19 protein-coding genes and 1 pseudogene are annotated in these 23,293 nt (G+C 73.5%); 18 read left to right on the forward strand and 2 right to left on the reverse strand.

Annotation, left to right across the window (positions count from 1 at the left end):
* Nucleotides 1-310: 310 nt before the first annotated feature.
* Nucleotides 311-1,177, reverse strand: coding sequence for an HAD family hydrolase (locus tag ABT041_RS01625; RefSeq protein ID WP_351177195.1), 867 nt, complete (start codon nucleotides 1,175-1,177; stop codon nucleotides 311-313).
* Nucleotides 1,178-1,774: 597 nt separating this feature from the next.
* On the opposite strand from ABT041_RS01625, the gene ssd reads away from it, so the two are divergent.
* The 7 genes and pseudogenes from ssd to ABT041_RS01660 form a co-directional block, all read left to right on the forward strand.
* On the forward strand, nucleotides 1,775-2,818 hold the full coding sequence (ssd, locus tag ABT041_RS01630; protein WP_351177658.1) for a septum site-determining protein Ssd: 1,044 nt from the start codon (nucleotides 1,775-1,777) through the stop codon (nucleotides 2,816-2,818).
* Nucleotides 2,815-4,002, forward strand: a complete 1,188-nt coding sequence (locus tag ABT041_RS01635; protein ID WP_351177198.1) for a TadA family conjugal transfer-associated ATPase — start codon at nucleotides 2,815-2,817, stop codon at nucleotides 4,000-4,002. The genes ssd and ABT041_RS01635 overlap by 4 nt, the downstream gene beginning before the upstream one ends.
* Nucleotides 4,002-4,877, forward strand: a complete 876-nt coding sequence (locus tag ABT041_RS01640) for a type II secretion system F family protein (protein WP_351177201.1) — start codon at nucleotides 4,002-4,004, stop codon at nucleotides 4,875-4,877. The genes ABT041_RS01635 and ABT041_RS01640 overlap by 1 nt, the downstream gene beginning before the upstream one ends.
* Complete coding sequence (locus ABT041_RS01645; RefSeq protein ID WP_351177204.1) at nucleotides 4,874-5,644, forward strand: type II secretion system F family protein; 771 nt, start codon at nucleotides 4,874-4,876, stop codon at nucleotides 5,642-5,644. The genes ABT041_RS01640 and ABT041_RS01645 overlap by 4 nt, the downstream gene beginning before the upstream one ends.
* Nucleotides 5,645-5,790: 146 nt before the next feature.
* Nucleotides 5,791-5,997 (forward strand): DUF4244 domain-containing protein, encoded by a 207-nt coding sequence (locus tag ABT041_RS01650; protein WP_351177661.1) that lies wholly within the window; start codon nucleotides 5,791-5,793, stop codon nucleotides 5,995-5,997.
* A gap of 10 nt (nucleotides 5,998-6,007) precedes the next feature.
* Nucleotides 6,008-6,340, forward strand: coding sequence for a TadE family type IV pilus minor pilin (locus ABT041_RS01655; protein WP_351177207.1), 333 nt, complete (start codon nucleotides 6,008-6,010; stop codon nucleotides 6,338-6,340).
* Nucleotides 6,337-6,624, forward strand: a pseudogene (locus ABT041_RS01660) (Rv3654c family TadE-like protein); the annotation flags it as partial. The gene ABT041_RS01655 and the pseudogene ABT041_RS01660, both read left to right, overlap by 4 nt.
* A gap of 40 nt (nucleotides 6,625-6,664) precedes the next feature.
* Here the strand turns inward: ABT041_RS01660 and ABT041_RS01665 are convergent.
* Nucleotides 6,665-9,292 (reverse strand): DEAD/DEAH box helicase, encoded by a 2,628-nt coding sequence (locus tag ABT041_RS01665; protein ID WP_351177210.1) that lies wholly within the window; start codon nucleotides 9,290-9,292, stop codon nucleotides 6,665-6,667.
* A gap of 80 nt (nucleotides 9,293-9,372) precedes the next feature.
* On the opposite strand from ABT041_RS01665, the gene ABT041_RS01670 reads away from it, so the two are divergent.
* The 11 genes from ABT041_RS01670 (at nucleotide 9,373) to topA (ending at nucleotide 23,251) form a co-directional block, all read left to right on the forward strand.
* Complete coding sequence (locus tag ABT041_RS01670; protein WP_015034520.1) at nucleotides 9,373-9,726, forward strand: STAS domain-containing protein; 354 nt, start codon at nucleotides 9,373-9,375, stop codon at nucleotides 9,724-9,726.
* Between the two features lie 15 nt (nucleotides 9,727-9,741).
* Nucleotides 9,742-10,200, forward strand: a complete 459-nt coding sequence (locus tag ABT041_RS01675; RefSeq protein ID WP_351177214.1) for an ATP-binding protein — start codon at nucleotides 9,742-9,744, stop codon at nucleotides 10,198-10,200.
* Nucleotides 10,201-10,749: 549 nt separating this feature from the next.
* Nucleotides 10,750-13,074 (forward strand): sodium-translocating pyrophosphatase, encoded by a 2,325-nt coding sequence (locus ABT041_RS01680; protein ID WP_351177217.1) that lies wholly within the window; start codon nucleotides 10,750-10,752, stop codon nucleotides 13,072-13,074.
* A 273-nt stretch (nucleotides 13,075-13,347) separates the two neighbouring features.
* On the forward strand, nucleotides 13,348-14,040 hold the full coding sequence (locus ABT041_RS01685; RefSeq protein ID WP_351177220.1) for a small secreted protein: 693 nt from the start codon (nucleotides 13,348-13,350) through the stop codon (nucleotides 14,038-14,040).
* Between the two features lie 117 nt (nucleotides 14,041-14,157).
* Nucleotides 14,158-15,732, forward strand: coding sequence for a DUF7059 domain-containing protein (locus tag ABT041_RS01690; protein WP_351177223.1), 1,575 nt, complete (start codon nucleotides 14,158-14,160; stop codon nucleotides 15,730-15,732).
* Nucleotides 15,729-16,733, forward strand: coding sequence for an ArsR/SmtB family transcription factor (locus ABT041_RS01695; protein ID WP_351177226.1), 1,005 nt, complete (start codon nucleotides 15,729-15,731; stop codon nucleotides 16,731-16,733). Before ABT041_RS01690 ends, ABT041_RS01695 begins: the two co-directional genes overlap by 4 nt.
* A 166-nt stretch (nucleotides 16,734-16,899) precedes the next feature.
* Nucleotides 16,900-17,934, forward strand: coding sequence for an ABC transporter ATP-binding protein (locus ABT041_RS01700; RefSeq protein ID WP_351177229.1), 1,035 nt, complete (start codon nucleotides 16,900-16,902; stop codon nucleotides 17,932-17,934).
* Complete coding sequence (locus ABT041_RS01705) at nucleotides 17,931-18,716, forward strand: ABC transporter permease (protein ID WP_351177232.1); 786 nt, start codon at nucleotides 17,931-17,933, stop codon at nucleotides 18,714-18,716. The genes ABT041_RS01700 and ABT041_RS01705 overlap by 4 nt, the downstream gene beginning before the upstream one ends.
* Before the next feature lie 14 nt (nucleotides 18,717-18,730).
* A complete protein-coding gene (locus tag ABT041_RS01710; protein WP_351177235.1) occupies nucleotides 18,731-19,549 on the forward strand; it encodes an ABC transporter permease in 819 nt (272 codons plus the stop codon).
* A gap of 274 nt (nucleotides 19,550-19,823) precedes the next feature.
* Nucleotides 19,824-20,021, forward strand: coding sequence for a hypothetical protein (locus ABT041_RS01715; protein WP_351177238.1), 198 nt, complete (start codon nucleotides 19,824-19,826; stop codon nucleotides 20,019-20,021).
* Between the two features lie 392 nt (nucleotides 20,022-20,413).
* Entirely contained in the window at nucleotides 20,414-23,251 is a 2,838-nt protein-coding gene (gene topA / locus ABT041_RS01720) for a type I DNA topoisomerase (RefSeq protein ID WP_351177241.1), read from the forward strand.
* Nucleotides 23,252-23,293 lie beyond the last annotated feature (42 nt).

Below are 23,293 nucleotides of genomic sequence, written 5' to 3' on the forward strand. Positions count from 1 at the left end.
GGGCGTCGCCCGCGGCCCGGAAATGGGTTGCGGCGGCACCAGTCCTGGTACCGCCGCTGGCACTTCCACCCAGTTACCAAGCGTCCTCGATATGTGCCCATCAGGCCGGGAACTTTGCCCGTGGCCTGGTGCGGCTGGCCCGTAATCGACGGGTCGACGTCGCGTGGGTGCCCGGTTTCGGTGCTAGGTCCGTGGGGCCTTCATGCTCAACAGGTGATCCTCTCGGATGTCCTCGGTCTCGCGGGCCTGCTTCCTTTCTACTCCTGTCCGGGGGGAAGCGAAAGTGGTGGCTCCGCTCCCGGGCCGTTGCTCAGGCGCCGGCAAAGTCCCCGGCGAGCCGCTGGGCGAGCGCGGCCTGCCGACGCCGCGACGCGTACCAGACGAGCCCGGCCCCGACGGCTGCCGCTCCCACCGCCGCGGCGGCGACGAGCGTGGGGCGGGGCGGCATCCGGAACTCGGGCAGCCGCTGCTTGAGCCGCACCGGCTTGTCGAAGGCGAGAACCGGCCATTCCCGGGCCACCGCCTCACGGCGCAGCGTCCGGTCGGGATTGACCGCGTACGGGTTGCCGACGGCCTCCAGCATGGGGATGTCCGTCGCCGAATCGCTGTACGCGTAGCAGCGCGAGAGGTCGTAGCCCTCCGACTCCGCGAGCTCCCGTACGGCGTCCGCCTTCGTCGGCCCGTAGGCGTAGTACTCCACCTCCCCGGTGAAGCAGCCGTCCTCGCCGACCACCATCCGGGTGGCGACGACCCGGTCGGCGCCGAGCATCTCCCCGATCGGTTCGACCACCTCGGCGCCGGAGGTCGACACGATCACGACGTCGCGGCCGGCGGCGTGGTGTTTCTCGATGAGGGAGGCCGCTTCGTCGTAGATGATCGGGTCGATCAGATCGTGAAGGGTCTCGGCGACGAGCTCCTTCACCTGGGCGACGTTCCAGCCTTTGCAGAGCGCGGAAAGATATTCACGCATCCGCTCCATCTGGTCGTGATCTGCTCCGCCCGCCAGGAAGACGAACTGGATGTAGGCCGTCCGCAGGGCGGCGCGGCGGCTGATCAGTCCGCCCCGGTAGAAGGACTTGCTGAAGGTCAGCGTCGATGACTTCGCAATGACCGTCTTGTCCAGGTCAAAGAAGGCGGCCGTGCGCGGCAAGGAGTGGTTTTCCACAAGCCCGAGCATAGGTGCCCGCCATTCGGCGTACGCTCGGGCGCGTGGGTTTGCCTGAGAAGGCTCTCGGGTACACCATGGAAGTCACGGATCGTTCGCGACCGTGCTAACCCGGTCCGGCTCCTCCCCCCCCGAGTCGGCCGGAGAGACGACCCCCGCTCTCCCCCCCGGCGGGGGTCGTCGCATGTCCGGAGCCATTTCGGCCCTGCGTGCCATCGCTTGCTCCCTTCCTTCCGTTCTTCGGTACTGAGTCGACCGTGGCCCCGCCCGGCCCTCGATCCATCACTCACGGTAATCGTCGGGATGCGTTCCGGACAGTCCCCGGAGGGGTGGCGAAGTTATTCACAGCCCCTCGCTTATCCACAGTTTTTCGGCAAGATCGGCACGATTTCCTGGACGGCCCCACGGTGATTCCTGTCGCGAAGTTCGCGGACGGCAGGAATCACGAGAGGGGTGTGCGCCGTGGAGACATCCAGGACTTCCGGGGCCAGGGGCGAGGCACGCGGTTCGACGTCGTGGGGACGGGATCCATGGGGGCCGGAGCCGCGGGGAGCGGGATCGCCGGGAGAGGACGGACCGGCGGCGGAAGGGACGCGCCGGGCCGGGCCGCTGATCGTCACCGAGGACCTCGGGCTGCTCGACGACCTCCTGCGGCTGTGCGCCGCCGCCGGCGTCGAGCCCGAAGTCCACCACCGGGTGCCGGAGCGCCGGGCGAGCTGGACCGACCCGCCGCTCGTCCTGGTCGGCGACGACGCCGCGGCCCGCTGCCGGGGAGCCGTGCGCCGCCCGGGGACCCTCCTCGTCGGCCGGGACCGGGACGATCCGGGGCTGTGGCGGCTGGCCGTCGAGATCGGCGCGGAGAGCGTGCTGACCCTCCCGGGTGCCGAGAGCCTCCTCGTCGACCGGCTCGCGGACGCGGCCGAGGGAGCCGGCGGGGCGGCGCTGACCGTCGGCGTCGTCGGAGGCCGGGGCGGTGCGGGCGCGTCCACCCTGGCCTGCGGGCTCGCTCTGGCCGCCGCGAGGGCCGGACGGCGCACGCTGCTCGTCGACGGCGACCCGCTGGGCGGAGGGCTCGACGTGTTGCTCGGCGGCGAGCGCGAGGAGGGCAGACGGTGGCCAGACTTCGCCGCCTCGAAGGGCCGTCTGGCCGGCGGCGCCCTCGAGGAGTCCCTGCCGTCGGTGCGCGGGGTCCGCGTGCTCAGCTGGGGCAGGGACGCGGCGGCGCCTGTGCCGCCCGAGGCCGTGCGGTCCGTCCTCGCCGCCGCGCGGCGCAGGGGCGGGGCCGTCGTGGTCGACCTGCCGCGCGGGACCGACCCGTCGGTCACGGAGGTGCTGGCCCAGCTGGACCTCGGACTGCTCGTCGTCCCCGCGGAGCTGAGGGCGCTCGCGGCCGCCCACCGGATGGTCGAGGCGATCGGCCCGGCCGTGCGCGACCTGCGCGCCGTGGTTCGCGGACCGTACGCGGTGGGGCTCGACGAGCGGTGGGTCGCCGACGCGCTCCGACTGCCCCTCGCCGGTGAACTCCCTTACGACCCGGGCATCGTGGCCGACCAGGACGCCGGAGTGCCGCCGGGTGCCGAGGCCCGCGGTCCCCTCGGACGGTTCTGCACGGCCTTCTGGGAGCGAGCTGTGGTGCCCGGAGGTGCGGCATGACCGGGGCAGGGGTGCCGGCCCGGGCCACGGGTGACGGCGCGGGGCTTCTCGACGCCGTGCGCCAGCGGCTCGCGGCGAGCGGGGCCGAGCCCACCCCGGCGCGCGTGGCGGCGGCGCTACGAGCCCAGGGCAGGCTGCTCGGCGACGCGGAAGTGCTCGGCGCGGCGGAGGAATTGAGGTGCGAGCTGATCGGCACCGGCCCGCTGGAGCCGCTCCTCGCCGACCCGGCGGTCACCGACGTCCTGGTCTCCGCACCCGACCGGGTGTGGGTGGACCGGGGCGCCGGACTCGAACGGGCCCCGGTGTCCTTCCCCGACGCCGCCGCCGTCCGCCGCCTCGCGCAACGGCTCGCGGCGGTGGCCGGACGAAGGCTGGACGACGCCCGGCCCTGGGTCGACGCGCGACTCCCCGACGGCACCCGGATGCACGCGGTGCTGCCGCCGGTCGCGGTCGGCTCGACGTGCCTGTCGCTGCGGGTGGTCCGCCCTCGCGCCTTCTCCCTGGAGGAGCTGGTCGCGGCGGGCACGGTGCCGCCGGGCGGAGCCGCGATCCTTCGGGGCCTGATCGACGCCCGCGTGTCCTACCTCGTCAGCGGCGGCACGGGGACGGGCAAGACCACGCTCCTCGCCTCGCTCCTGGGGCTCGTCGGTGAGCGGGAGCGGATCGTGATCGCCGAGGACTCGGCGGAGCTGCGCCCCGACCACCCCCACGTGGTGCGGCTGGAGGCCCGGCCCGCGAACCAGGAGGGCGCCGGGCTCGTCACCCTGCGGGACCTGGTCCGCCAGGCACTGCGGATGCGCCCCGACCGGCTGGTGGTCGGCGAGGTCAGAGGCGGCGAGGCGGTCGACCTGCTCGCCGCCCTCAATACGGGCCATGAAGGCGGCTGCGGGACTGTCCATGCCAACACGGCCGCGGACGTACCGGCACGGCTGGAAGCCCTGGGGACGGCGGCCGGGCTCGACCGGGCCGCCCTGCACAGCCAGCTGGGCGCGGGCCTGTCGGTCGTACTGCACGTCGTACGGGACCGGGACGGGCGGCGGCGGATCGCTGAGGCGCACGTCCTGGAGCGGGACCGGGACGGGTTGGTCCGGACGGTGCCCGCGCTGCGGTGGGGCGCGTCCGGGTTCGAACGGGAGCGGGGCTGGGAGCGGTTGAGCTCCCTGATCGGAGGGGGATCGCGGTGATGGCGGAACTGGTGCCGGTGCGGGGCGTGGCTCACGGTGCGGCGGCGCTCTGCGCGGTGCTCGCCCTGTGGTGGGCGGCCGAGCGGCGGCGCGGTGCGGGCCGGGCGCGGGCGGTGCTCGCGGGCGGAGTTCCCGACGGGCGCGCCGGCTGGGAATGGCCTGAGGTGGCCGCGCGGGGGTGGGCGGCGTTGCGGGGCCGGCGCGCCTGGCTGTGTCTGCCCGTCGCAGGCGTCGTCGCCCTCCTCGGCGAGTCGCCGCTGCCGCTGGTCGCCGGGGCGCTCGCGGTGCCCCTGGTGGGGCGTCGGCTGCGGGCCGCAGGGCGCAGGAAGGAACGGGAGGCGCGCGCCGAGCGGGTGGTGGCCCTGTGCGCCGCGGTCGTCGGCGAGTTGAGGGCCGGATGGCAGCCCGCGCAGGCCCTGTCCTTCGCGGCCAGGGAGACGGGGGCGCTCGGCGATGCGGAGGCGCCGGTACTTGCGGCGGCGCGGTTCGGCGGGGACGTGCCGGAGGCGCTGCGGTGGGCGGCCCGGCAGGACGGCGCCGACGGGCTCGCGGGCATGGCCGCCTGCTGGCAGGTGGCCGTGGACGGCGGCGCGGGCCTGGCCGCCGGGCTCGACCGGCTGGAGGCCGCCCTCCGGGACCACCACGAGCAGCGCGACCGGCTACGGGCCGAACTGGCCGGAGCCTGGGCCACGGTGACGGTCCTCGCACTGCTCCCCGCGGCCGGACTCGCCCTCGGTGCCGCCCTGGGCGCCGACCCGCTGCGGGTGCTGCTGCACACACCGGCCGGCCTGGGCTGCCTCGCCGTGGGCGGCGCGCTGGAGGCGGCCGGACTGTGGTGGGCCGCGCGGATCGTACGAGGAGGGGAGCAGGCGTGACACCGGACGTCGTCCGGGCGGCGGGCCTCCTGGTCCTGACCGTGGTCCTGTGCGCGCTGGGCGCCCTGGAGGTGCTGCGCGGACTGCGGGCGCGCCGGACGCGAGGGCGGGCAGGGACCCTCCTCCCCGCGAGCCCGGAACCGCCACCCCGGAAGGCCCGCGGCCGGCTGCCCTCCTGGGTGGGGCTCTGGCTGCCGCCCCTCGCGGGGGCCGGCATCGGATGGGTGCTGTTCGGCGCGGTCGGTGGCGTCTGCGCGGGGGCCCTGGTGGCAGCGGCGGTACGGCGGAGGGCCGCGAGACCCTCTGCGCCTCCGGCCGAGGCCGAGGAGACGGCACGTCACCTGCCGCTCGCCGCCGACCTCTTGGCGGCGTGCGCCGCGTCCGGGGCCGGGCCGGGCGAGGCGGCGGAGGCCGTGGGCCGGTCGCTGGGCGGTCCGCTCGGCGCGCGCCTGACCCGCACGGCCGCGGAGCTGCGGCTCGGCGGTGAACCGGCCGAGGTGTGGGGGAGGTTCGGCGCGATACCGGGCGCCGAAGGGCTGGCCCGCTGCATGGAGCGGGCCGGCTCCTCGGGAGCGCCGGCGGCGGACGCGGTCGCCCGGCACGCGGCCGCCCTGCGCGCCGCCCGTGCCCGAGCGGCGGCGGCCGGGGCACGCCGGGCCCAGGTGCTGATCAGCGCCCCCGTGGGGCTCTGCTTCCTGCCCGCCTTCCTGGCGGTGGGCGTGGCTCCGGTGGTGATCGGCCTCGCGACGGGGCTGCTGGACGGATGAACGCGATGGCACGACGACACGACGACACGACGAGAAACGAATTCTTGAGGAGCGAGCACATGGCACAGCACGACACGGCACAGCACGACACGGCACAGCACGACGACGTACGGCAGGACGAGGCGGGGCGGGACGAGAAAGCCGGCATGGCGGTCAAGGAGCGGCTGCGTGGGTGGTGGCGGGCAGGGCGGGAGGTGGCGCGCCGCGACGAGGGAATGACCACGTCCGAGTACGCGGTGGGGACGATCGCCGCGGCGGCGTTCGCCGCGGTGCTCTACAAGATCGTGACCAGCGGGGCGGTCTCGGGGGCGCTGGAGTCGGTGATCGGGAAGGCCCTCGATGCGCCGTTCTGACCGGGGTTTCGTGACCGTCGAAGCGGCGCTGGTCCTGCCCGTCCTCGCGCTGTTCACGGTGACCCTGTTGTGGGCGCTGGCCGCGGCCGCCGCGCAGATCCGGTGCGTGGACGCGGCGCGGGCGGGGGCGAGGGCGGCGGCCCGCTCGGAACCGGTGGCCTCCGCCGAGGCGGCCGCCCGGGCCGCCGCGCCCGACGGGGCCCGGGTGTCGGTGGCGAGGGAGGGCGAGCTGTGGCGGGTGACGGTGGAGGCCGCGGCCCCGGGCCCCGGGGGCATGGGAGTCACCCTCCGAGCCGGCGCGGCGGCCCTCGCGGAGGACTCGGTCGGCGGGGGAACACCATGACGGGCGCCGAGGCCAGGGGCGGCCAGGTCGGTGATCGTGGGGCGGCGACCGTGTGGGCCGCGTTCGCGGCGTGTGCGTTGTGCGTGGTCTTCGGGGTGGTGCTCGCGCTCGGGCAGGCGGTGGCGGCCCGGCACCGGGCAGGCGGGGCCGCCGATCTGGCGGCCCTCGCCGCCGCCGACCGGGCCCTGTGGGGCGAGGCCGAGGCCTGCGCCGCCGCGTCACGGGTGGCCGTCGCGCAGGGCGCCGAGCTGGCGCGGTGCGCGGTCCGGGACGGGATCTCGGAGGTGACCGCCCGGGTGGTGCGCGGCCCCTACCGGCCGGAGGTCAGGTCGCGAGCGGGTCCTCCGGAGCAGGCCCCGCTCCCGGCGGGGGCCCCTGAGACGCTCCCGCTTCCCGAGACGGCCCCTGAGGCGCTCCCGCTTCCGAGGACGGTTCCCGAGACGGCCCCTCTCCCGGGCCGGGCTCCCGAGGCGGCCCCTCTCCCGGAGCGGGTTCCTGGGAGGGGTCCGGGGCTGCGCGGAGGAGTTCCGTGAGGAGGCGGACGGCTCCTCGTTTGTGGAGCGGGTCGTTGCCGTTGCCGCACTTCGGGGACTGGATGCAGGAGGGGCAGCCCGCCTCGCACTCGCAGGAGGCGATGGCCTCCCGGGTGGCCGTCAGCCAGGCGCGGGCGGTGTGGAAGGCGCGCTCGGCGAAGCCCGCGCCGCCCGGGTGGCCGTCGTACACGAAGACGGTGGGCAGCAGGGTGTCGGGGTGGAGCGGTACGGAGACGCCGCCGATGTCCCAGCGGTCGCAGGTGGCGAAGAGCGGCAGCATGCCGATGGAGGCGTGCTCGGCGGCGTGCAGGGCGCCGCCGAGGATCTCCGGGTTGATCCGGGCGGCGTCGAGCTGGTCCTCGGTGACCGTCCACCACACGGCCCGGGTGCGCAGGGTGCGGGGCGGCAGGTCGAGCTTGGTCTCGCCGAGCACCTCGCCGGTGATCAGACGGCGGCGGAGGAAGGAGACGACCTGGTTGGTGACCTCGACGGAGCCGTAGCAGAGGCGGCCGGCTCCCCAGGGGATCTCGGTATCGGTTTCGAGGACGGTGATGGAGGTGGTGTCGCGGGCGGTGGTGGAGTACGGGGGGACGGCCTCCTCGACGAGGGCGACGGACTCCTTGAGGTCGAGCTCCCGCACGAGATAGGTGCGGCCCTGGTGGAGGTGGACGGCGCCCTCGTGGACGGCGGTGTGGGAGGCGGCCTCGTCGACCGTGCCGAGGAGGCGGCCGGTGCCGGCCTCCACGATCCGGACGGGGCTGCCGCCTCCGCCCCGGATGTCGGCCAGGTCGGCGGCCCGCTCGCGGCGGGTCCAGTACCAGCCGGTGGAGCGGCGGCGCAGCAGGCCGGCGCCCTCCAGCTGGGGCATCAGGCCGGGGGCGGCCGGGCCGAAGAGGGCGAGGTCCGGTTCGGTCAGGGGGAGCTCCGCGGCGGCGGCGCACAGATGGGGGGCGAGGACGTAGGGGTTGTCGGGGTCCAGGACGGTCGTCTCGACGGGCTGCTCGAAGATCGCCTCCGGGTGGTGGACGAGGAAGGTGTCCAGCGGGTCGTCCCGGGCGACCAGGATCGCGAGGGCGCCCTCGCCCGAACGGCCGGCGCGGCCCGCCTGCTGCCACAGGGAGGCCCGGGTGCCGGGGTAGCCGGCGATCACGACGGCGTCCAGACCTGAGACGTCCACGCCCAGTTCCAGGGCGGTCGTGGCGGCCAGGCCGAGGAGTTCGCCGGAGTGCAGGGCGCGTTCCAGGGCGCGGCGCTCCTCGGGCAGGTAGCCGCCCCGGTAGGCGGCGACGCGGCGGGCGAGGGCGCGGTCGGTCTCGGCGAGCCGTTCCTGGGCGATCACCGCGATCAGCTCGGCGCCGCGGCGGGAGCGGACGAAGGCGACCGAGCGGACGCCCTGCCGGGTCAGGTCGGTCAGCAGGTCGGCGGTCTCGGCCGTGGCGGTGCGGCGCACGGGCGCGCCGCGCTCGCCGTGGAGCTCGGTCAGCGGCGGTTCCCACAGGGCGAACACCAGTTCGCCGCGCGGGGAGGCGTCGTCGGCGACCTCGGTGACGGGCAGGCCGGTGAGGCGGCCGGCGGCCAGGGCCGGTTCGGCGGAGGTGGCCGAGGCGAGGAGGAAGACGGGTTCGGAGCCGTACCGGGCGCAGATCCGGCGCAGACGGCGCAGCACCTGGGCGACGTGGGAGCCGAAGACGCCCCGGTAGGTGTGGCACTCGTCGATCACGACGTAGCGCAGGGAGCGCAGGAAGGAGGACCACCTGGGGTGGGCGGGGAGTATGCCCATGTGGAGCATGTCGGGGTTGGTCAGCACGTAGTTCGCGTACTGGCGGACCCACTCGCGCTCCTCGACCGGCGTGTCGCCGTCGTAGACGGCGGGGCGGATCCCGTTGCCGAGCGGGGCGGCCAGTTCCCGCACGGCGCGCCGCTGGTCGGCGGCGAGGGCCTTGGTGGGCGCCAGGTAGAGGGCGGTGGCGCCGCGGCCGTTCGGGGCCTCCGAGCCGTCCAGGAGGGTGCTGAGGACCGGGGCGAGGTAGGCGAGCGACTTGCCCGAGGCGGTGCCCGTGGCGATCACCACGGACTCGCCGTCCAGAGCGTGCTCGGCGGCCTCCGCCTGGTGCGCCCAGGGGTGCTCGATCCCGGCCGCCTGGATCGCCGCGATCACCTCCGGACGGATGCGGTGCGGCCAGACGGCATGGCGGCCCTCCCGGGCGGGCATGTGCTCCGTATGAGTGATGCGCGCGGCCCGGCTCTCGCCCGAGGAGAGCCGGTCGAGGACCGTGCCGGGAGAGGGGCGACTGCCCGTTTCCCCGGCCGGACGACGGGGGCGGTGATTCTTGGCCATCGGCACCGAGTGTGTCACTGCCATGACGGACAATGCTTCCAAGGCGTCGTGCATGGCTGCTGGTAAGTGATTGAATGCCATCGCGGCTGGCGTTCCGTTCCTCGGCTCCGCCCCGGAGACCCGAGGGAACGATCGCCCGATAGCAAGGTGCTGGAGGATCCGTGGACCTGTCCCTGTCGACTCGCAATGTGTCCGGCGCTGGTGGTGACCGTACGGTCGTCGAGGTCGGTGGCGAGATTGATGTGTATACCGCGCCCAAGCTGCGCGAGCAGTTGGTCGAGTTGGTGAACGACGGCAGCTACCACCTGGTCGTCGACATGGAGGGCGTGGACTTCCTCGACTCCACCGGCCTCGGTGTGCTCGTCGGCGGCCTGAAGCGCGTTCGCGCGCACGAGGGCTCGCTGCGTCTGGTCTGCAACCAGGAGCGCATTCTCAAGATTTTCCGGATCACGGGTCTCACCAAGGTGTTCCCGATCCACACCTCGGTCGACGAGGCCGTCAACGCCGTCGACTGAGCCCAGGGGGTTCGCATGGCCACCGTTGAACTCCGCTTCAGTGCTCAGCCGGAGCACGTCCGTACGGCCCGTCTGGTGGCGGCCGCGGTCGCGCGCCGGGCGGGTGTGGACGAGGCGGTCCTCGACGAGGTGCGTCTCGCTGTCGGTGAGGCCTGTTCCCGCGCGGTCGGGCTGCACCGGAGCAACGACGTCACCACCCCCATCCGGGTCGTCCTGACCGAGGAGGAGAAGACGTTCTCCATCGAGGTCGGCGACGAGGTGCCGGGTGCGGGGGTGGCGGCGGCCGATGCCGCCGGTGTCCCCGGTGCGCGGGCCGCGGCTCCGGCCGAGGACTTCGACGACGCCGGCGGCGAGGACGAGATGGGCCTCGCGGTGATCCGCGGGCTCGTCGACGACGTCGAGGTCAGCGCCGGCGAGGACGGTGGAACCATCCGGATGAGCTGGCCGGTGAGCTCGGCGGACGTCCTGTCCTGACCCGTACGCGTGCCCGTGGGGCACGTACACGTACGAAGTGAAGAGGCCCCGCGTCGCGGGGCCTCTTCACTTTTGCCTGCGGCTGGAGCGACGCCTACGGGCGGCCTGCTGCGACGCCCGCCCGCCGCTCTTGCGACGCCCGCCTGCGGCTGGAGCGGTGCCTGCCTGCGGCTGCCGTGACGTCCGCCGGGGGGGGCGACTCCCGCTCGCCGGGCCGGGCGCGGCTCGGCCCGGCGGCCGGCACGGCTTCCGCTCTCCGGCAGGCACGGCTGCCGCTCGCCGGGTCGGGCGCGGCTCGGCCCGGCGGCCGGCACGGCTTCCGCTCTCCGGCAGGCACGGCTGCCGCTCGCCGGGCCGGGCGCGGCTCCGCCCGCCAGCAGGCGCGGCTTCCGCCCCCCGGCAGGCACGGCTTCCGCTCGCCGGCAGGCGCGGCTTCCGCCCCCCGGCAGGCACGGCTTCCGCTCGCCGGCAGGCGCGGCGCCCGGCGTCCTCGCCCACGAATTGGTGCATCCCCGTCTGTGCCGGTTCGTCTCCCTATGATCCGTCCCCATGTACCCCACAACTCTCGCCGCGGCGGTGCTCACGAGCGGGAACCGGACGATCGTGGTCGTCGTCGCGGCCATCGCCCTCGCCGCGCTGATCGTCGCCCGGCTCCTCGTCCGCCAGGTGCTCGCGGCCGGTGAGGGCACCGAGAGGATGAAGGAGATCGCCGCCGCCGTGCAGGAGGGCGCCAACGCCTATCTCGCCCGGCAGCTGCGGACCCTCGCCGTCTTCGCGGCCGTCGTGTTCTTCCTGCTGATGCTGCTGCCCGCCGACAACTGGTCTCAGCGGGCGGGACGTTCCCTGTTCTTCCTGGTCGGGGCGCTGTTCTCGGCGGTCACCGGCTATCTCGGCATGCGGCTCGCCGTACGGGCCAACGTGCGGGTCGCCGCCGCGGCCAGGGAGGCCACCCCGGCGCCCGGCGCACCCGAGAAGGACCTGAACGAGGTCGCCCACCGGGCCATGCGGATCGCGTTCCGTACCGGCGGGGTCGTCGGCATGTGCACGGTCGGCCTCGGACTGCTCGGGGCCTCCTGCGTCGTCCTCGTCTACGCCGCCGACGCGCCCAAGGTCCTGGAGGGATTCGGACTCGGCGCCGCGCTCATCGCCATGTTCATGAGGGTGGGCGGCGGCATCTTCACCAAGGCCGCCGACGTCGGCGCCGACCTCGTCGGCAAGGTCGAGAAGGGCATCCCCGAGGACGACCCGCGCAACGCCGCCACCATCGCCGACAACGTGGGCGACAACGTCGGAGACTGCGCCGGCATGGCGGCCGACCTCTTCGAGTCGTACGCCGTGACCCTGGTCGCCGCGCTCATCCTCGGCAAGGCCGCCTTCGGCGATTACGGTCTCGCGTTCCCCCTGATGGTGCCCGCCATCGGCGTGGTCACCGCCGTGATCGGCATCCTCACCGTCGCCCCGCGGCGCGCCGACCGCGGCGGGATGAGCGCGATCAACCGCGGATTCCTGGTCTCGGCGGTCATCTCGCTGGTGCTGGTCGCCGTCGCCTCCTTCGCGTACCTGCCGTCCTCGTACGCCGAGCTCCCGGGCGTCACCGAGCCCGGCATCCACGACCACGGCGGCGATCCGCGGGTCCTCGCCCTGGTCGCGGTCGCCCTCGGCATCGTCCTCGCCGCGCTCATCCAGCAGCTCACCGGCTACTTCACCGAGACGAGCCGGCGGCCGGTCAGGGACATCGGCAAGTCCTCGCTCACCGGCCCCGCCACCGTCGTCCTCGCGGGCGTGGCGCTCGGCATGGAGTCCGCCGTCTACACGGCCCTGCTGATCGGCCTCACCGTCTACGGGGCGTTCCTGCTCGGCGGCACCTCGATCATCCTGGCGCTGTTCGCGGTGGCCCTCGCCGGGACGGGGCTGCTCACCACCGTCGGCGTGATCGTCGCCATGGACACCTTCGGCCCGGTCGCCGACAACGCCCAGGGCATCGCGGAGATGTCCGGGGACGTCACCGGGGCGGGCGCGCAGGTCCTCACCGATCTCGACGCCGTCGGCAACACCACGAAGGCCATCACCAAGGGCATCGCCATCGCCACCGCCGTCCTGGCGGCGTCGGCGCTCTTCGGCTCGTACCGGGACGCCATCGCGACCGCCATCGCCGACGTCGGGGAGTCCGGTAGTGCGGGCAAGTTCAGTGAAGTGACGCTCTCCCTGGACATCTCGCAGCCCAACAACCTCTTCGGGCTGATCCTCGGCGCCGCGGTCGTCTTCCTCTTCTCCGGGCTCGCGATCAACGCCGTCTCCCGGTCCGCCGGATCGGTCGTCTACGAGGTCCGGCGGCAGTTCCTCGAACACCCCGGGATCATGAACTTCACCGAGAAGCCGGAGTACGGGAGGGTCGTCGACATCTGCACCAAGGACGCGCTGCGCGAACTCGCCACGCCGGGACTGCTGGCCGTGATGGCCCCGATCGCGGTCGGTTTCACGCTCGGCGTCGGCCCGCTCGGCGCGTACCTCGCCGGGGCGATCGGGGCGGGCGCGCTGATGGCGGTCTTCCTCGCCAACTCCGGTGGCGCCTGGGACAACGCGAAGAAGCTGGTCGAGGACGGGAACCACGGCGGCAAGGGCAGCGAGGCGCACGCGGCGACCGTCATCGGGGACACGGTCGGCGACCCGTTCAAGGACACGGCGGGTCCGGCGATCAATCCGCTCCTGAAGGTGATGAACCTGGTCGCGCTGCTGATCGCCCCGGCGGTCGTACGGTTCAGCTACGGCAGCGACGCGAGCGCGGGCCTGCGGGCGGCGGTCGCGGCGGTCGCCCTCCTCGTCGTGATCGGCGCGGTCCGGGCGTCCAAGAGGCGCTCGGTGGCGGTCGCCTGACGCGACGTCGGAGCGTGCGGCGCTTGCATCGCCGCGCGCGCCGTTCCTGACGCCACGTCCGCGTCCCGCTTCTGACGTCTCGTCCGAGGCTCTTCCTGACGCCGTGTCCGCGCCTCTCCCGGCGTGGCGTCCGTCTCATTTGACGGGTGGTCGGGAGGGTCACCGCTTGGTTCAAAAGGCTGCAATGTGGGAGGAATCCGTCCCACGAAAGGTGGAAGTAGCCCGTTCGGCGTGTATGTTCCGGGGCCGAGAGCCTTGGAAGGGACCGATCCGTTGAACAAGAAGCTTGCGGCCGCACTGTCCGGCGGCGCGGTACTGGTGCTCGCGCTGTCCGGTTGCAGCAGTGACGAGGGCGACAAGGTGGGTGACTGGGCGAAGACCTTCTGCGACCAGGCGAAGCCCCAGATCCAGAAGCGGGCCGACGCCCACCAGATCATCATCTCGACCGCCGCCGACAGCAAGCCGGCCGAGATCCAGGCCGCCGACTCGAAGGCGTTCCAGGACATCGCGGACGCCGACCGCGCCCTCGCCAAGGCCGTCGAGGCCGCGGGGGCCCCGCCCGTCGAGAACGGCGAGAAGGTCCAGCAGGACGCGATCAAGGAGCTCAACGCCACGGCGCTGGCGTACGAGGGGCTCAAGAAGCAGGTCGACGCGCTGGACCCGACGAACCAGCAGAAGTTCGCGGACGGCCTCCAGGGCGTCGCCGACGGCCTGACCAAGATCGAGAAGATGGACCAGAACGCCCTGTCCAAGCTGGAGGACGGCGAGCTCGGCCAGGCGATGGCCAAGCAGCCCGGCTGCCAGAAGCCGACGGCCTCGGTCCCGCCGAAGTCCTCCGCCTCGCCGAACGCCGGCTCGGACTCCACGAACGGCTCGGACTCGGACGACGACTCCGGTTCTTCGACCCCGACCAAGAAGCCGTCCGCCAAGCCGACCAAGAAGGCCACGGTCAGCAAGAGCGAGTAGGCACGACCCGGGCTATCGACCCGGCGGTGGCCGCGATCGACCCGGCGGTGGCGGCGATCGGCCGCACCCCGCCGGGTCGGCCGCCCGGATGTCGGTGGTGGCCGTCACAATGGAGCGGTGAGTACGACCCTGCCTTCCGCCCTCCCGGTGCCCGCGCACGCCACCCGACTGCGCGAGGCGCTGCTCGCCGCCGACTTCACCGCCGACGGCCTGCTCGACCTGCTCGGCGCCCCGGCCTACGCGGCGCTCGCCCGCAGCGAGACCGTGCCCGCCCTGCGCGCCACCCGCGGCGGCTCCCCGCTGGAGACCCTCGTCCGGCTCTTCCTGCTCCAGCGCGCCGTCGATCCGGAGCAGGCCGCTGCCGCGCTGCCGCTGGAGGAGGCGCTCGCCGACGGCTGGGTGGTCCGCGAGGACGACGCCGTGCTCGCCACGGTCGACGTCCGGCCGTACGGCGGCCCGGACGGCGAGGACTGGTTCATCGTCTCCGACCTGGGCTGCGCCGTCGGCGGCGCGGGCGGCAGCGGGAAGAACGGCCGCCAGGCAGACGCAGCCGTGGTCCTCGGCGTCGGCGGTGCCTCCACCACCCTCGCCGGCATCACGGTCCGTACGCCGGTCTCCTCCGCGCTCGACCTCGGCACCGGCTCCGGCATCCAGGCGCTGCACGCCGCCCAGCACGCCACCCTGGTCACCGCCACCGACCTCAACCCGCGCGCCCTGGACTTCACCCGGCTCACCCTCGCCCTCTCCGGGGCCCGCGAGGCCGAGCTGCTGACCGGCTCGCTCTTCGAGCCCGTCGACGGCGACACGTACGACCTGATCGTCTCCAACCCGCCGTTCGTGATCTCCCCCGGCGCCGGACTCACCTACCGGGACGGCGGCATGGGCGGCGACGACCTGTGCCGCACGCTCGTGCAGCAGGCCGGGGACCGGCTCAACGACGGCGGGTACGCCCAGTTCCTCGCCAACTGGCAGCACGTCGAGGGCGAGGAGTGGCAGGAGCGGCTGCGGTCCTGGATCCCCCGCGGCTGCGACGCGTGGATCGTGCAGCGCGAGGTCCAGGACATCACCCAGTACACCGAGCTGTGGCTGCGGGACAGCGGTGACCACCGAGGCGACCCGGGCGAGTACCGGCTGGCGTACGCGCGCTGGCTCGACGAGTTCGAGGCCCGCAAGACCAAGGCGATCGGCTTCGGCTGGATCACCCTCCGGAAGAACGCGGCGGTGGCGGCGGGCGCGGTCGAGCCCTCCATCGTCATCGAGGAGTGGCCGCACCCCGTCGAGCAGCCCCTCGGCCCCACCGTCCGCGCCCACTTCGAGCGCCAGGACTACCTCCGCGGCCACGACGACGCCGCGCTCCTCGCCGACAGCTTCACCCTCGCCCCCGAGGTCGTGCAGGAGCAGGTCGGGCTGCCGGGTGCCGAGGACCCGGAGCACGTGGTGCTCCGGCAGAACCGGGGCATGCGCCGCGCCACCAAGGTCGACCACGTCGGCGCCGGGTTCGCGGGCGTCTGCGACGGCACGCTCAGCGCGGGCCGCATCCTCGACGCGATCGGGCAGCTGATGGGCGAGGACCCGGTGATGCTGCGGGACCGCACCCCGCAGGCGATCCGGCTGCTCGTCGAGGAGGGCTTCCTGATCCCCGGCTCCCTGCCGGCCGGGACGGAGGACGGGAGCGAAGGGAGAGGCGCTTGATACGGATCGAGCTGGACGAGGCCTCGCTCGGGGCGACCCGGATCGCGATCAGCCCGCTCCGCGACACGTTCTGCGCGATGCACCTCGCGCTGCCCCACCGGCACCCCTCCTGGCCGTACCAGGAGTGGGTCGGGCAGGCGCGTGAGGTGTGGCGCGAGGACGACCGGCTCCGGCCCCTGTGGCAGCTGTTCTCGGTGGGCCGGCGCGAGACCTCCGACTTCCTGCTGCCCCGGCCGTTCGGCACGGTCCACGTCCACGAGGAGCTCGCCGCGCTGCGGGCCACCGAACCGGGGTTCGTCCGCGAGCAGGCGGCCGTCTGCTACCCCGGCATGGAGGACGCGCCGTTCCTGCAGCCGTACCTGAAGGACCCGGAGGCCGCCTGCGCGGCGCTCGCCGACGCGTACGCCGCCTTCTGGGAGGGCGCGATCGAGCCGTACTGGCCGACGATGCGCCGACTCGTCGAGGACGAGGTCCTCGTCCGGGCCAGGACCTTCGCGACCGAGGGCGTCGACGCGCTCTTCGCGGGCCTGGAGGCCCGGGGGCGCTGGCAGCCTCCCGTACTCGAACTGACGAAGTACATCGACGCCGAGTACGCGCCGGGGGAGCGGCGGCTCGTCCTCGTGCCCCTGGTCTTCGCCGAGGGCTGCCGGCTCTACTCCACGGACGACCCCGAGGTCTTCGCGCTCAGCTTCCAGGCCCGGGGCGCCGCCGCCCTGCGCGAACCGGCCGAGCCCGTCGCCGAGGACCGGCTCGGGCTGATGCTCGGCCGCGGCCGGGCGGCCGTCCTGCGCGAACTCGGCGGGCCCCTGACCACGGCAGGACTCGCCGACCGGCTCGGCCTCGCCGCCAGCACGGTCTCCGAGCACCTGTCGGTCCTCGCGGAGGCCGGAGTCGTGACCCGCCACCGCGTCGGACGCTCGGTGTACTACCAGCTCACCGACACGGGCCGGTCACTGCTCGCGCTGCTCGCCGGGGAGGACGTCCTCAGGGCCGTGGCCTGACGGCAAGCAGTGGCCTGACGAACAGCGGCGATCCGACGAAAGGCCGTGGCCTGGCGAACGGCCGCCATCCGACGAAAGGCCGCGGCCCGACGAAGGCCGTGGCCGACGATTCGGGGCCTCCCGAATCGATGGCCCGGCCTGACCAGCGGCTCCTACCGTCCGGCGCATGCTCGCAATCGAGGCGGACGCGCTGCGCCGCACCTACACCAGCAGGACCGGATGGCCGCGGCCCCGGCGGACCGAGACCGAGGCCGTCCGCGGGGTCACCTTCGAGGTGGCGCCGGGAGAGCTTTTCGGCCTGCTCGGGCCCAACGGCGCCGGCAAGACGACCACCATCAAGATGCTCAACACCCTGCTCCTGCCGACCTCCGGCACGGCCCGGGTGTTCGGCCACGACGTGGCCCGCGACCCCGTCGCCGTACGCCGCAGGATCGGGTACGTCTTCGGCGGCGACCGCGGACTGTACGACCGGCTCTCCGCCCTCGACAACCTCCGCTACTTCGCCGAGCTGTACGGCGTCCCCGCCCGCGACCAGAAGCGGCGCATCGCCGAACTCCTCGACCTCGTCGGCCTGCTGGGCCGGGAGAAGGAGCGGGTCGAGGGGTACTCGCGCGGCATGCGGCAGCGCCTCCACATCGCCCGCGGACTGCTCCACGGCCCCGACGTCCTCTTCCTCGACGAACCGTCCATCGGCGTCGACCCCGTAGCCGCCCGCGACCTGCGCCGCACCGTCGCCGACCTGGCCGCCGCCGGCACGACCGTCCTCCTCACCACCCACTACATGGCCGAGGCCGACGAGCTCTGCGACCGGATCGCCGTCATCGCGGGCGGCCGGATCCGCGCCCTCGGCACCCCCGACAGCCTCAAGTCCCGCGTCGGCGACCGGGACGTCCTCGACATCGAGGCGTACGGGGCGGGCGAGGAGGTCCTCGACCGGGTACGGCGCGTGCCCGGCGTACGGGGAGTGTCCGCCGAGGACCGGGGCACGGTCCAGACCGTGAGCGTCCAGACGGACCGCGGCGCCGAGCTGCACGCGCCCGTCCTCGCCGCCCTCGACGGCGTCCGCGTCGGACGGGTCGTCAGCCGCGAACCCTCCCTGGAGGACGCCTACATCGCGATCGTGGAGGAGGCGACCGGGGCCGTGGCGGCCGTTCCCGCCGAATCGGCCGCCGCCACCGAGCCGGACGGGGTGCCCGCGTGATCCGCGTCCTGCGTCTGATCGGCGTCGGTGTCCGCACCCACGTCTCGTACATGTCGCGCTCCCCGCTCGAAATCACCTTCGCCGTCCTCGTCCCGCTCGTCTACGCGACCCTGGCCGTCTACCTGTTCCGGGCCGCCGGCGACCCCGACCGGCTGCTCACCGCCTCCGTCGGCGCCGGACTCATGGGCATCTGGGGCTCGGTCCTCTTCGGCTCGGGCGGCGCGGTGCAGAACCAGCGCTGGCTCGGCACCCTGGAGACCCTCGTCGTGGCGCCGACCCCGCTCGCGCTCGTCCTCCTGCCGATCACCCTCGCGACCGCCGTCATCGGCACGTACGCGATGGGCGCGACCGTCCTGTGGGGCGTCCTGCTCTACGGCGTGCCGCTCGACTTCGCGCACCCGCTGCTCTTCCTCGTCGCCGTCCCGGTGTGCGTCCTCGCGCTCGGCATGATGGGGCTGCTGCTCGCCGCGACCTTCGTCCTGCTGCGCAACGCCAACGCCCTCGCCAACCCGCTCGACACGCCCGTCTGGCTGCTGTCCGGGCTGCTCGTCCCCGTCACCGTGCTGCCCGCCTGGACCCACCCGCTCTCCTGGGCACTGCCCACCACCTGGGGCGCGCGGGCCGTGCACGCCGCGACCTCCGGCGGGCCCTCCGCCGGCGAGGTCCTCACCCCCCTCCTCGTCGCCCTCGCGCTCGGCGCCGGCTACGCCCTCGCCGCCGTCCTCGTCCTCGGCCGGGTGGAGCGCAGGGCCCGCGCCGCCGCCACCCTCGCCCTCGCCTGAAAGGCCACCGTCGGATGTTCCGCTTCCGCAGCCGACTCCTCGGCTTCCGCTTCCACGCCACCTCCCGGCTGCTCGTGGTCGGCGGAGCGATCTCGTACCGCGCCCTGTTCAACTGGACGACCCCGCCCATGTTCATCGGAACTCTGCTGGTCGGACCGCTGCTCCAGGTTTTCTTCTTCGTCTTCCTCGGCAGGGAACTCGGCGTCGCGGACGATCGTTTCCATCTCGTGGGCAACGCCGTCCTCGCAGCTTCCGCCTCCTGCGTGTACGGCGGCACGATGGCCGTCGCCAACGAGCGCCGGTACGGCACCCTCGGGGCCGTCCTGCTCTCGCCCCGCCGCCGGGTTCCGCTGTGGCTCGGACGAGCTCTCCCGTACGTCCTCAACGGGCTGTTCGTCAGCGCCTTCGTGCTCACCGCCGCCGCGCTCGTCCTCGGGCTGCCCGTGCCCGCCGGGGCGCTGCCCGGGCTCGCTCTGGTGCTGCTCGTCGCGGCGGCCGCCTGTTCGTCCTTCGGGCTCGCGCTCGGGGCGCTCGGACTGCGCTTCCGTGATGTGTTCCTGGTGTCGAACGTGGCCAGTTCGGTGCTGCTGCTCCTGACCGGAGCCGCCGTGCCGCGGGAGACGCTGCCCGAGTGGATGCGGCTCGGCGGTGAGCTGCTGCCGCTCACGCACGCGGCGGACGCGGCGCGCGCCCTGACCGCCGACGGCGGTCTGGACGGGCACCTGCTCGGGGCCGAGCTCGCGGTCGGCGCGGGGTGGGGGCTGCTCGCCGTCGTCCTCCTCGCGGTCTTCGAGCGGGGCAGCCGACGCCGGGCCACGCTCGACACGATGTGACGCGAGACCGCGTCGCGGCGGGGGTGACCGGTGGTGGCCCGTGGCGGGGGAGCCGTCCGACGCAGAGGGGGAGGAAAAGAGGGGACGAGGAGAGGGAGGGGCGGGGCGGGGGCGGGGGAAGGCCGCCGGAGCGGGATCACTACCGGCCATCTTCGTGAACCCGTGCGAGTCGGCCCCACGCCGTTCACCCGGAGTTCGCGCCCCCGATGCCCGGAGGTGCCAGCCTCGGCGGCGAGAGACGAACACCGCACGTGAACGGGAACGGGGTACGGGCATGGAGAGCGGGCCGGCGATCTTCGCGGGGGCGGCGTTCACGCTGTTCGGAGGCGCGCTGCTGCTGTGGACGACCGTGCGGGCACTGCACCGGGAGCCCGTGGCCCACGGGGTCGCCCCGCGCACCGCGGTCGCGCTGACGAGCCTCTCCGGCGCCGCCTTCCTGGCCCTCGGCCTCTGGTGCTTCGGCCGGCTCTGAATCCGGTTCGCCGTCCGGCTGCCGATCCGGCGCGCCGTCGGGCAACCGATCCGAATCGCCGGCCGGCTCCGGATCCGGCTCCGGATCCGCCCCTGGGACGTCTCCGCATCGGGCCCTGAATCCGGCCCCGAACCCGGTTCCGTTTCCGCGTCCGGTGTCTTTCCGATCTTTCCGGCCAGTACGCCCCGCCCCGCCCGACCGGGAGTCCGGGCGGCAGGAATGGCAGGACTCGGGTTACCGTTCGAGTGGCCGTTGCGGGCTTTTGCCGTTTGACACGGGGGCGGGTTGTACCGTCACACTCCGCAGCGACGGGAGCGTCACCGTCCGTGCCGCTGCCGTGCGTGCCAGTGCCGTACGTGCCAGAGAGTGTCGATCCGGAGAGAAGAGCGAAGTTGTCCCCGACCAGCGAGACCGCACACGGCGGCCGCCGACTCGTCATCGTCGAGTCGCCTGCCAAGGCGAAGACGATCAAGGGCTACCTCGGCCCCGGCTACGTCGTCGAGGCGAGCGTCGGGCACATCCGCGACCTCCCCTCCGGCGCCGCCGAGGTGCCGGAGAAGTACACCGGCGAGGTGCGCCGCCTCGGGGTCGACGTCGAGCATGACTTCCAGCCGATCTACGTCGTCAACGCCGACAAGAAGGCGCAGGTCAGGAAGCTCAAGGAGCTGCTCGCCGAGTCCGACGAGCTCTTCCTCGCCACCGATGAGGACCGCGAGGGCGAAGCCATCGCGTGGCACCTCCAGGAAGTCCTGAAGCCCAAGGTTCCGGTCCACCGGATGGTCTTCCACGAGATCACCAAGGACGCGATCCGCGAGGCCGTCGCGAACCCGCGCGAGCTGAACCAGCGCATGGTCGACGCCCAGGAGACCCGCCGCATCCTCGACCGGCTGTACGGCTACGAGGTCTCGCCGGTCCTGTGGAAGAAGGTCATGCCGCGGCTCTCCGCCGGCCGTGTGCAGTCCGTCGCCACCCGTCTCGTCGTCGAGCGGGAGCGCGAGCGCATCGCCTTCCGTTCCGCCGAGTACTGGGACCTCACCGGCACCTTCGGCACCGGCCGCTCCGGTGACGCCTCCGACCCGTCCTCGCTGGTCGCGCGCCTCGCGACGGTCGACGGCAAGCGCGTCGCGCAGGGCCGTGACTTCGGCGCCGACGGCCGGCTGAAGACCGAGAGCGTGCTCCACCTGAACGAGGAGAACGCGCGGGCGCTCGCCGCCGCGCTCGCCGACACGGCCTTCTCCGTCCGTTCGGTCGAGTCGAAGCCGTACCGCCGCTCCCCGTACGCCCCCTTCCGGACCACCACCCTCCAGCAGGAGGCGAGCCGCAAGCTGGGCTTCGGTGCGAAGGCGACCATGCAGGTGGCGCAGAAGCTGTACGAGAACGGCTTCATCACCTACATGCGTACGGACTCCACGATCCTCTCCGACACCGCCGTCGCGGCGGCCCGGGCGCAGGTCACGCAGCTGTACGGCGCCGACTACCTGCCGGAGAAGCCGCGTGTCTACGCGGGCAAGGTCAAGAACGCGCAGGAGGCGCACGAGGCGATCCGGCCTTCGGGTGATCGTTTCCGCACCCCGGCGGAGACCGGTCTCACCGGTGACCAGTTCAAGCTGTACGAGCTGATCTGGAAGCGGACCGTCGCCTCCCAGATGAAGGACGCGACCGGCAACTCGGTCACCGTGAAGATCGGCGGCCGGGCCGCCGACGGCCGCGACGCCGAGTTCAGCGCGTCCGGCAAGACGATCACCTTCCACGGCTTCATGAAGGCGTACGTGGAGGGGGCCGACGACCCGAACGCGGAGCTCGACGACCGCGAGCGGCGCCTGCCGCAGGTCGCCGAGGGCGACGCCCTGACCGCCGACGAGATCACGGCCGACGGGCACGCGACCAAGCCGCCGGCCCGCTACACCGAGGCCTCGCTGGTCAAGGAGCTGGAAGAGCGCGAGATCGGCCGCCCGTCGACGTACGCCTCGATCATCGGCACCATCCTCGACCGCGGCTACGTCTTCAAGAAGGGCACGGCGCTCGTCCCGTCCTTCCTGAGCTTCGCCGTCGTCAACCTCCTGGAGAAGCACTTCGGGCGGCTCGTCGACTACGACTTCACCGCGAAGATGGAGGACGACCTCGACCGCATCGCGCGCGGTGAGGCCCAGTCCGTGCCGTGGCTGAAGCGTTTCTACTTCGGCGAGGGCGAGTCCGGCGGCGGCGCGGCGGACGCCGGGAACGGCGACGGCGACCACCTGGGCGGCCTCAAGGAGCTCGTCACCGACCTCGGCGCGATCGACGCGCGCGAGATCTCCTCCTTCCCCGTCGGCAACGGCATCGTGCTGCGCGTCGGCCGCTACGGCCCGTACGTCGAGCGCGGCGAGAAGGAGCAGGAAGGCCACCAGCGGGCCGACGTGCCCGACGACCTCGCGCCCGACGAGCTGACCGTCGAGCACGCGGAGGAGCTGCTCGCCAAGCCGAGCGGCGACTTCGAGCTCGGTACGGACCCGGTCAGCGGCAACCAGATCGTCGCCAAGGACGGCCGCTACGGCCCGTACGTGACGGAGATCCTGCCCGAGGGCACCCCGAAGACCGGCAAGAACGCGGTGAAGCCGCGGACGGCCTCCCTCTTCAAGTCGATGGCCCTCGACACCGTCACCCTGGAGGACGCGCTCCGGCTGATGTCCCTCCCGCGGGTCGTCGGCACCGACGCCGAGGGTGTGGAGATCACCGCGCAGAACGGCCGCTACGGCCCGTACCTGAAGAAGGGCACGGACTCGCGGTCGCTGACGGACGAGGAGCAGCTCTTCACGATCACCCTCGAAGAGGCGCTCGCGATCTACGCCCAGCCGAAGCAGCGGGGCCGGGCCGCGGCCAAGCCGCCGCTGAAGGAGCTGGGCACCGACCCGGTCAGCGAGAAGCCCGTGGTCGTCAAGGACGGCCGGTTCGGCCCGTACGTGACGGACGGCGAGACCAACGCCACCCTGCGCACCGGCGACAGCGTGGAGACGATCACGCCGGAGCGCGGCTACGAGCTGCTCGCCGAGAAGCGGGCCAAGGGGCCGGCGAAGAAGGCCGCCAAGAAGGCCCCGGCGAAGAAGGCCGCGGCGAAGAAGACGGCCACGAAGACGGCGGCGAAGAAGACCACCGCCGCCAAGAAGACGGCCGCGAAGAAGACGACGACGGCGAAGACGGCCACGGCGAAGAAGACCGCCGCCGCGAAGACGGCGGCCGCCAAGCCGGAGTGACCCTCGTAGGGGGCGGGAGCATTGCTTCCGCCCCCTACGTTT

Origin of the sequence: Streptomyces sp. NPDC002825, from assembly GCF_040295385.1 — a bacterium.
In the GTDB taxonomy this organism is placed as follows: Bacteria; Actinomycetota; Actinomycetes; order Streptomycetales; family Streptomycetaceae; genus Streptomyces.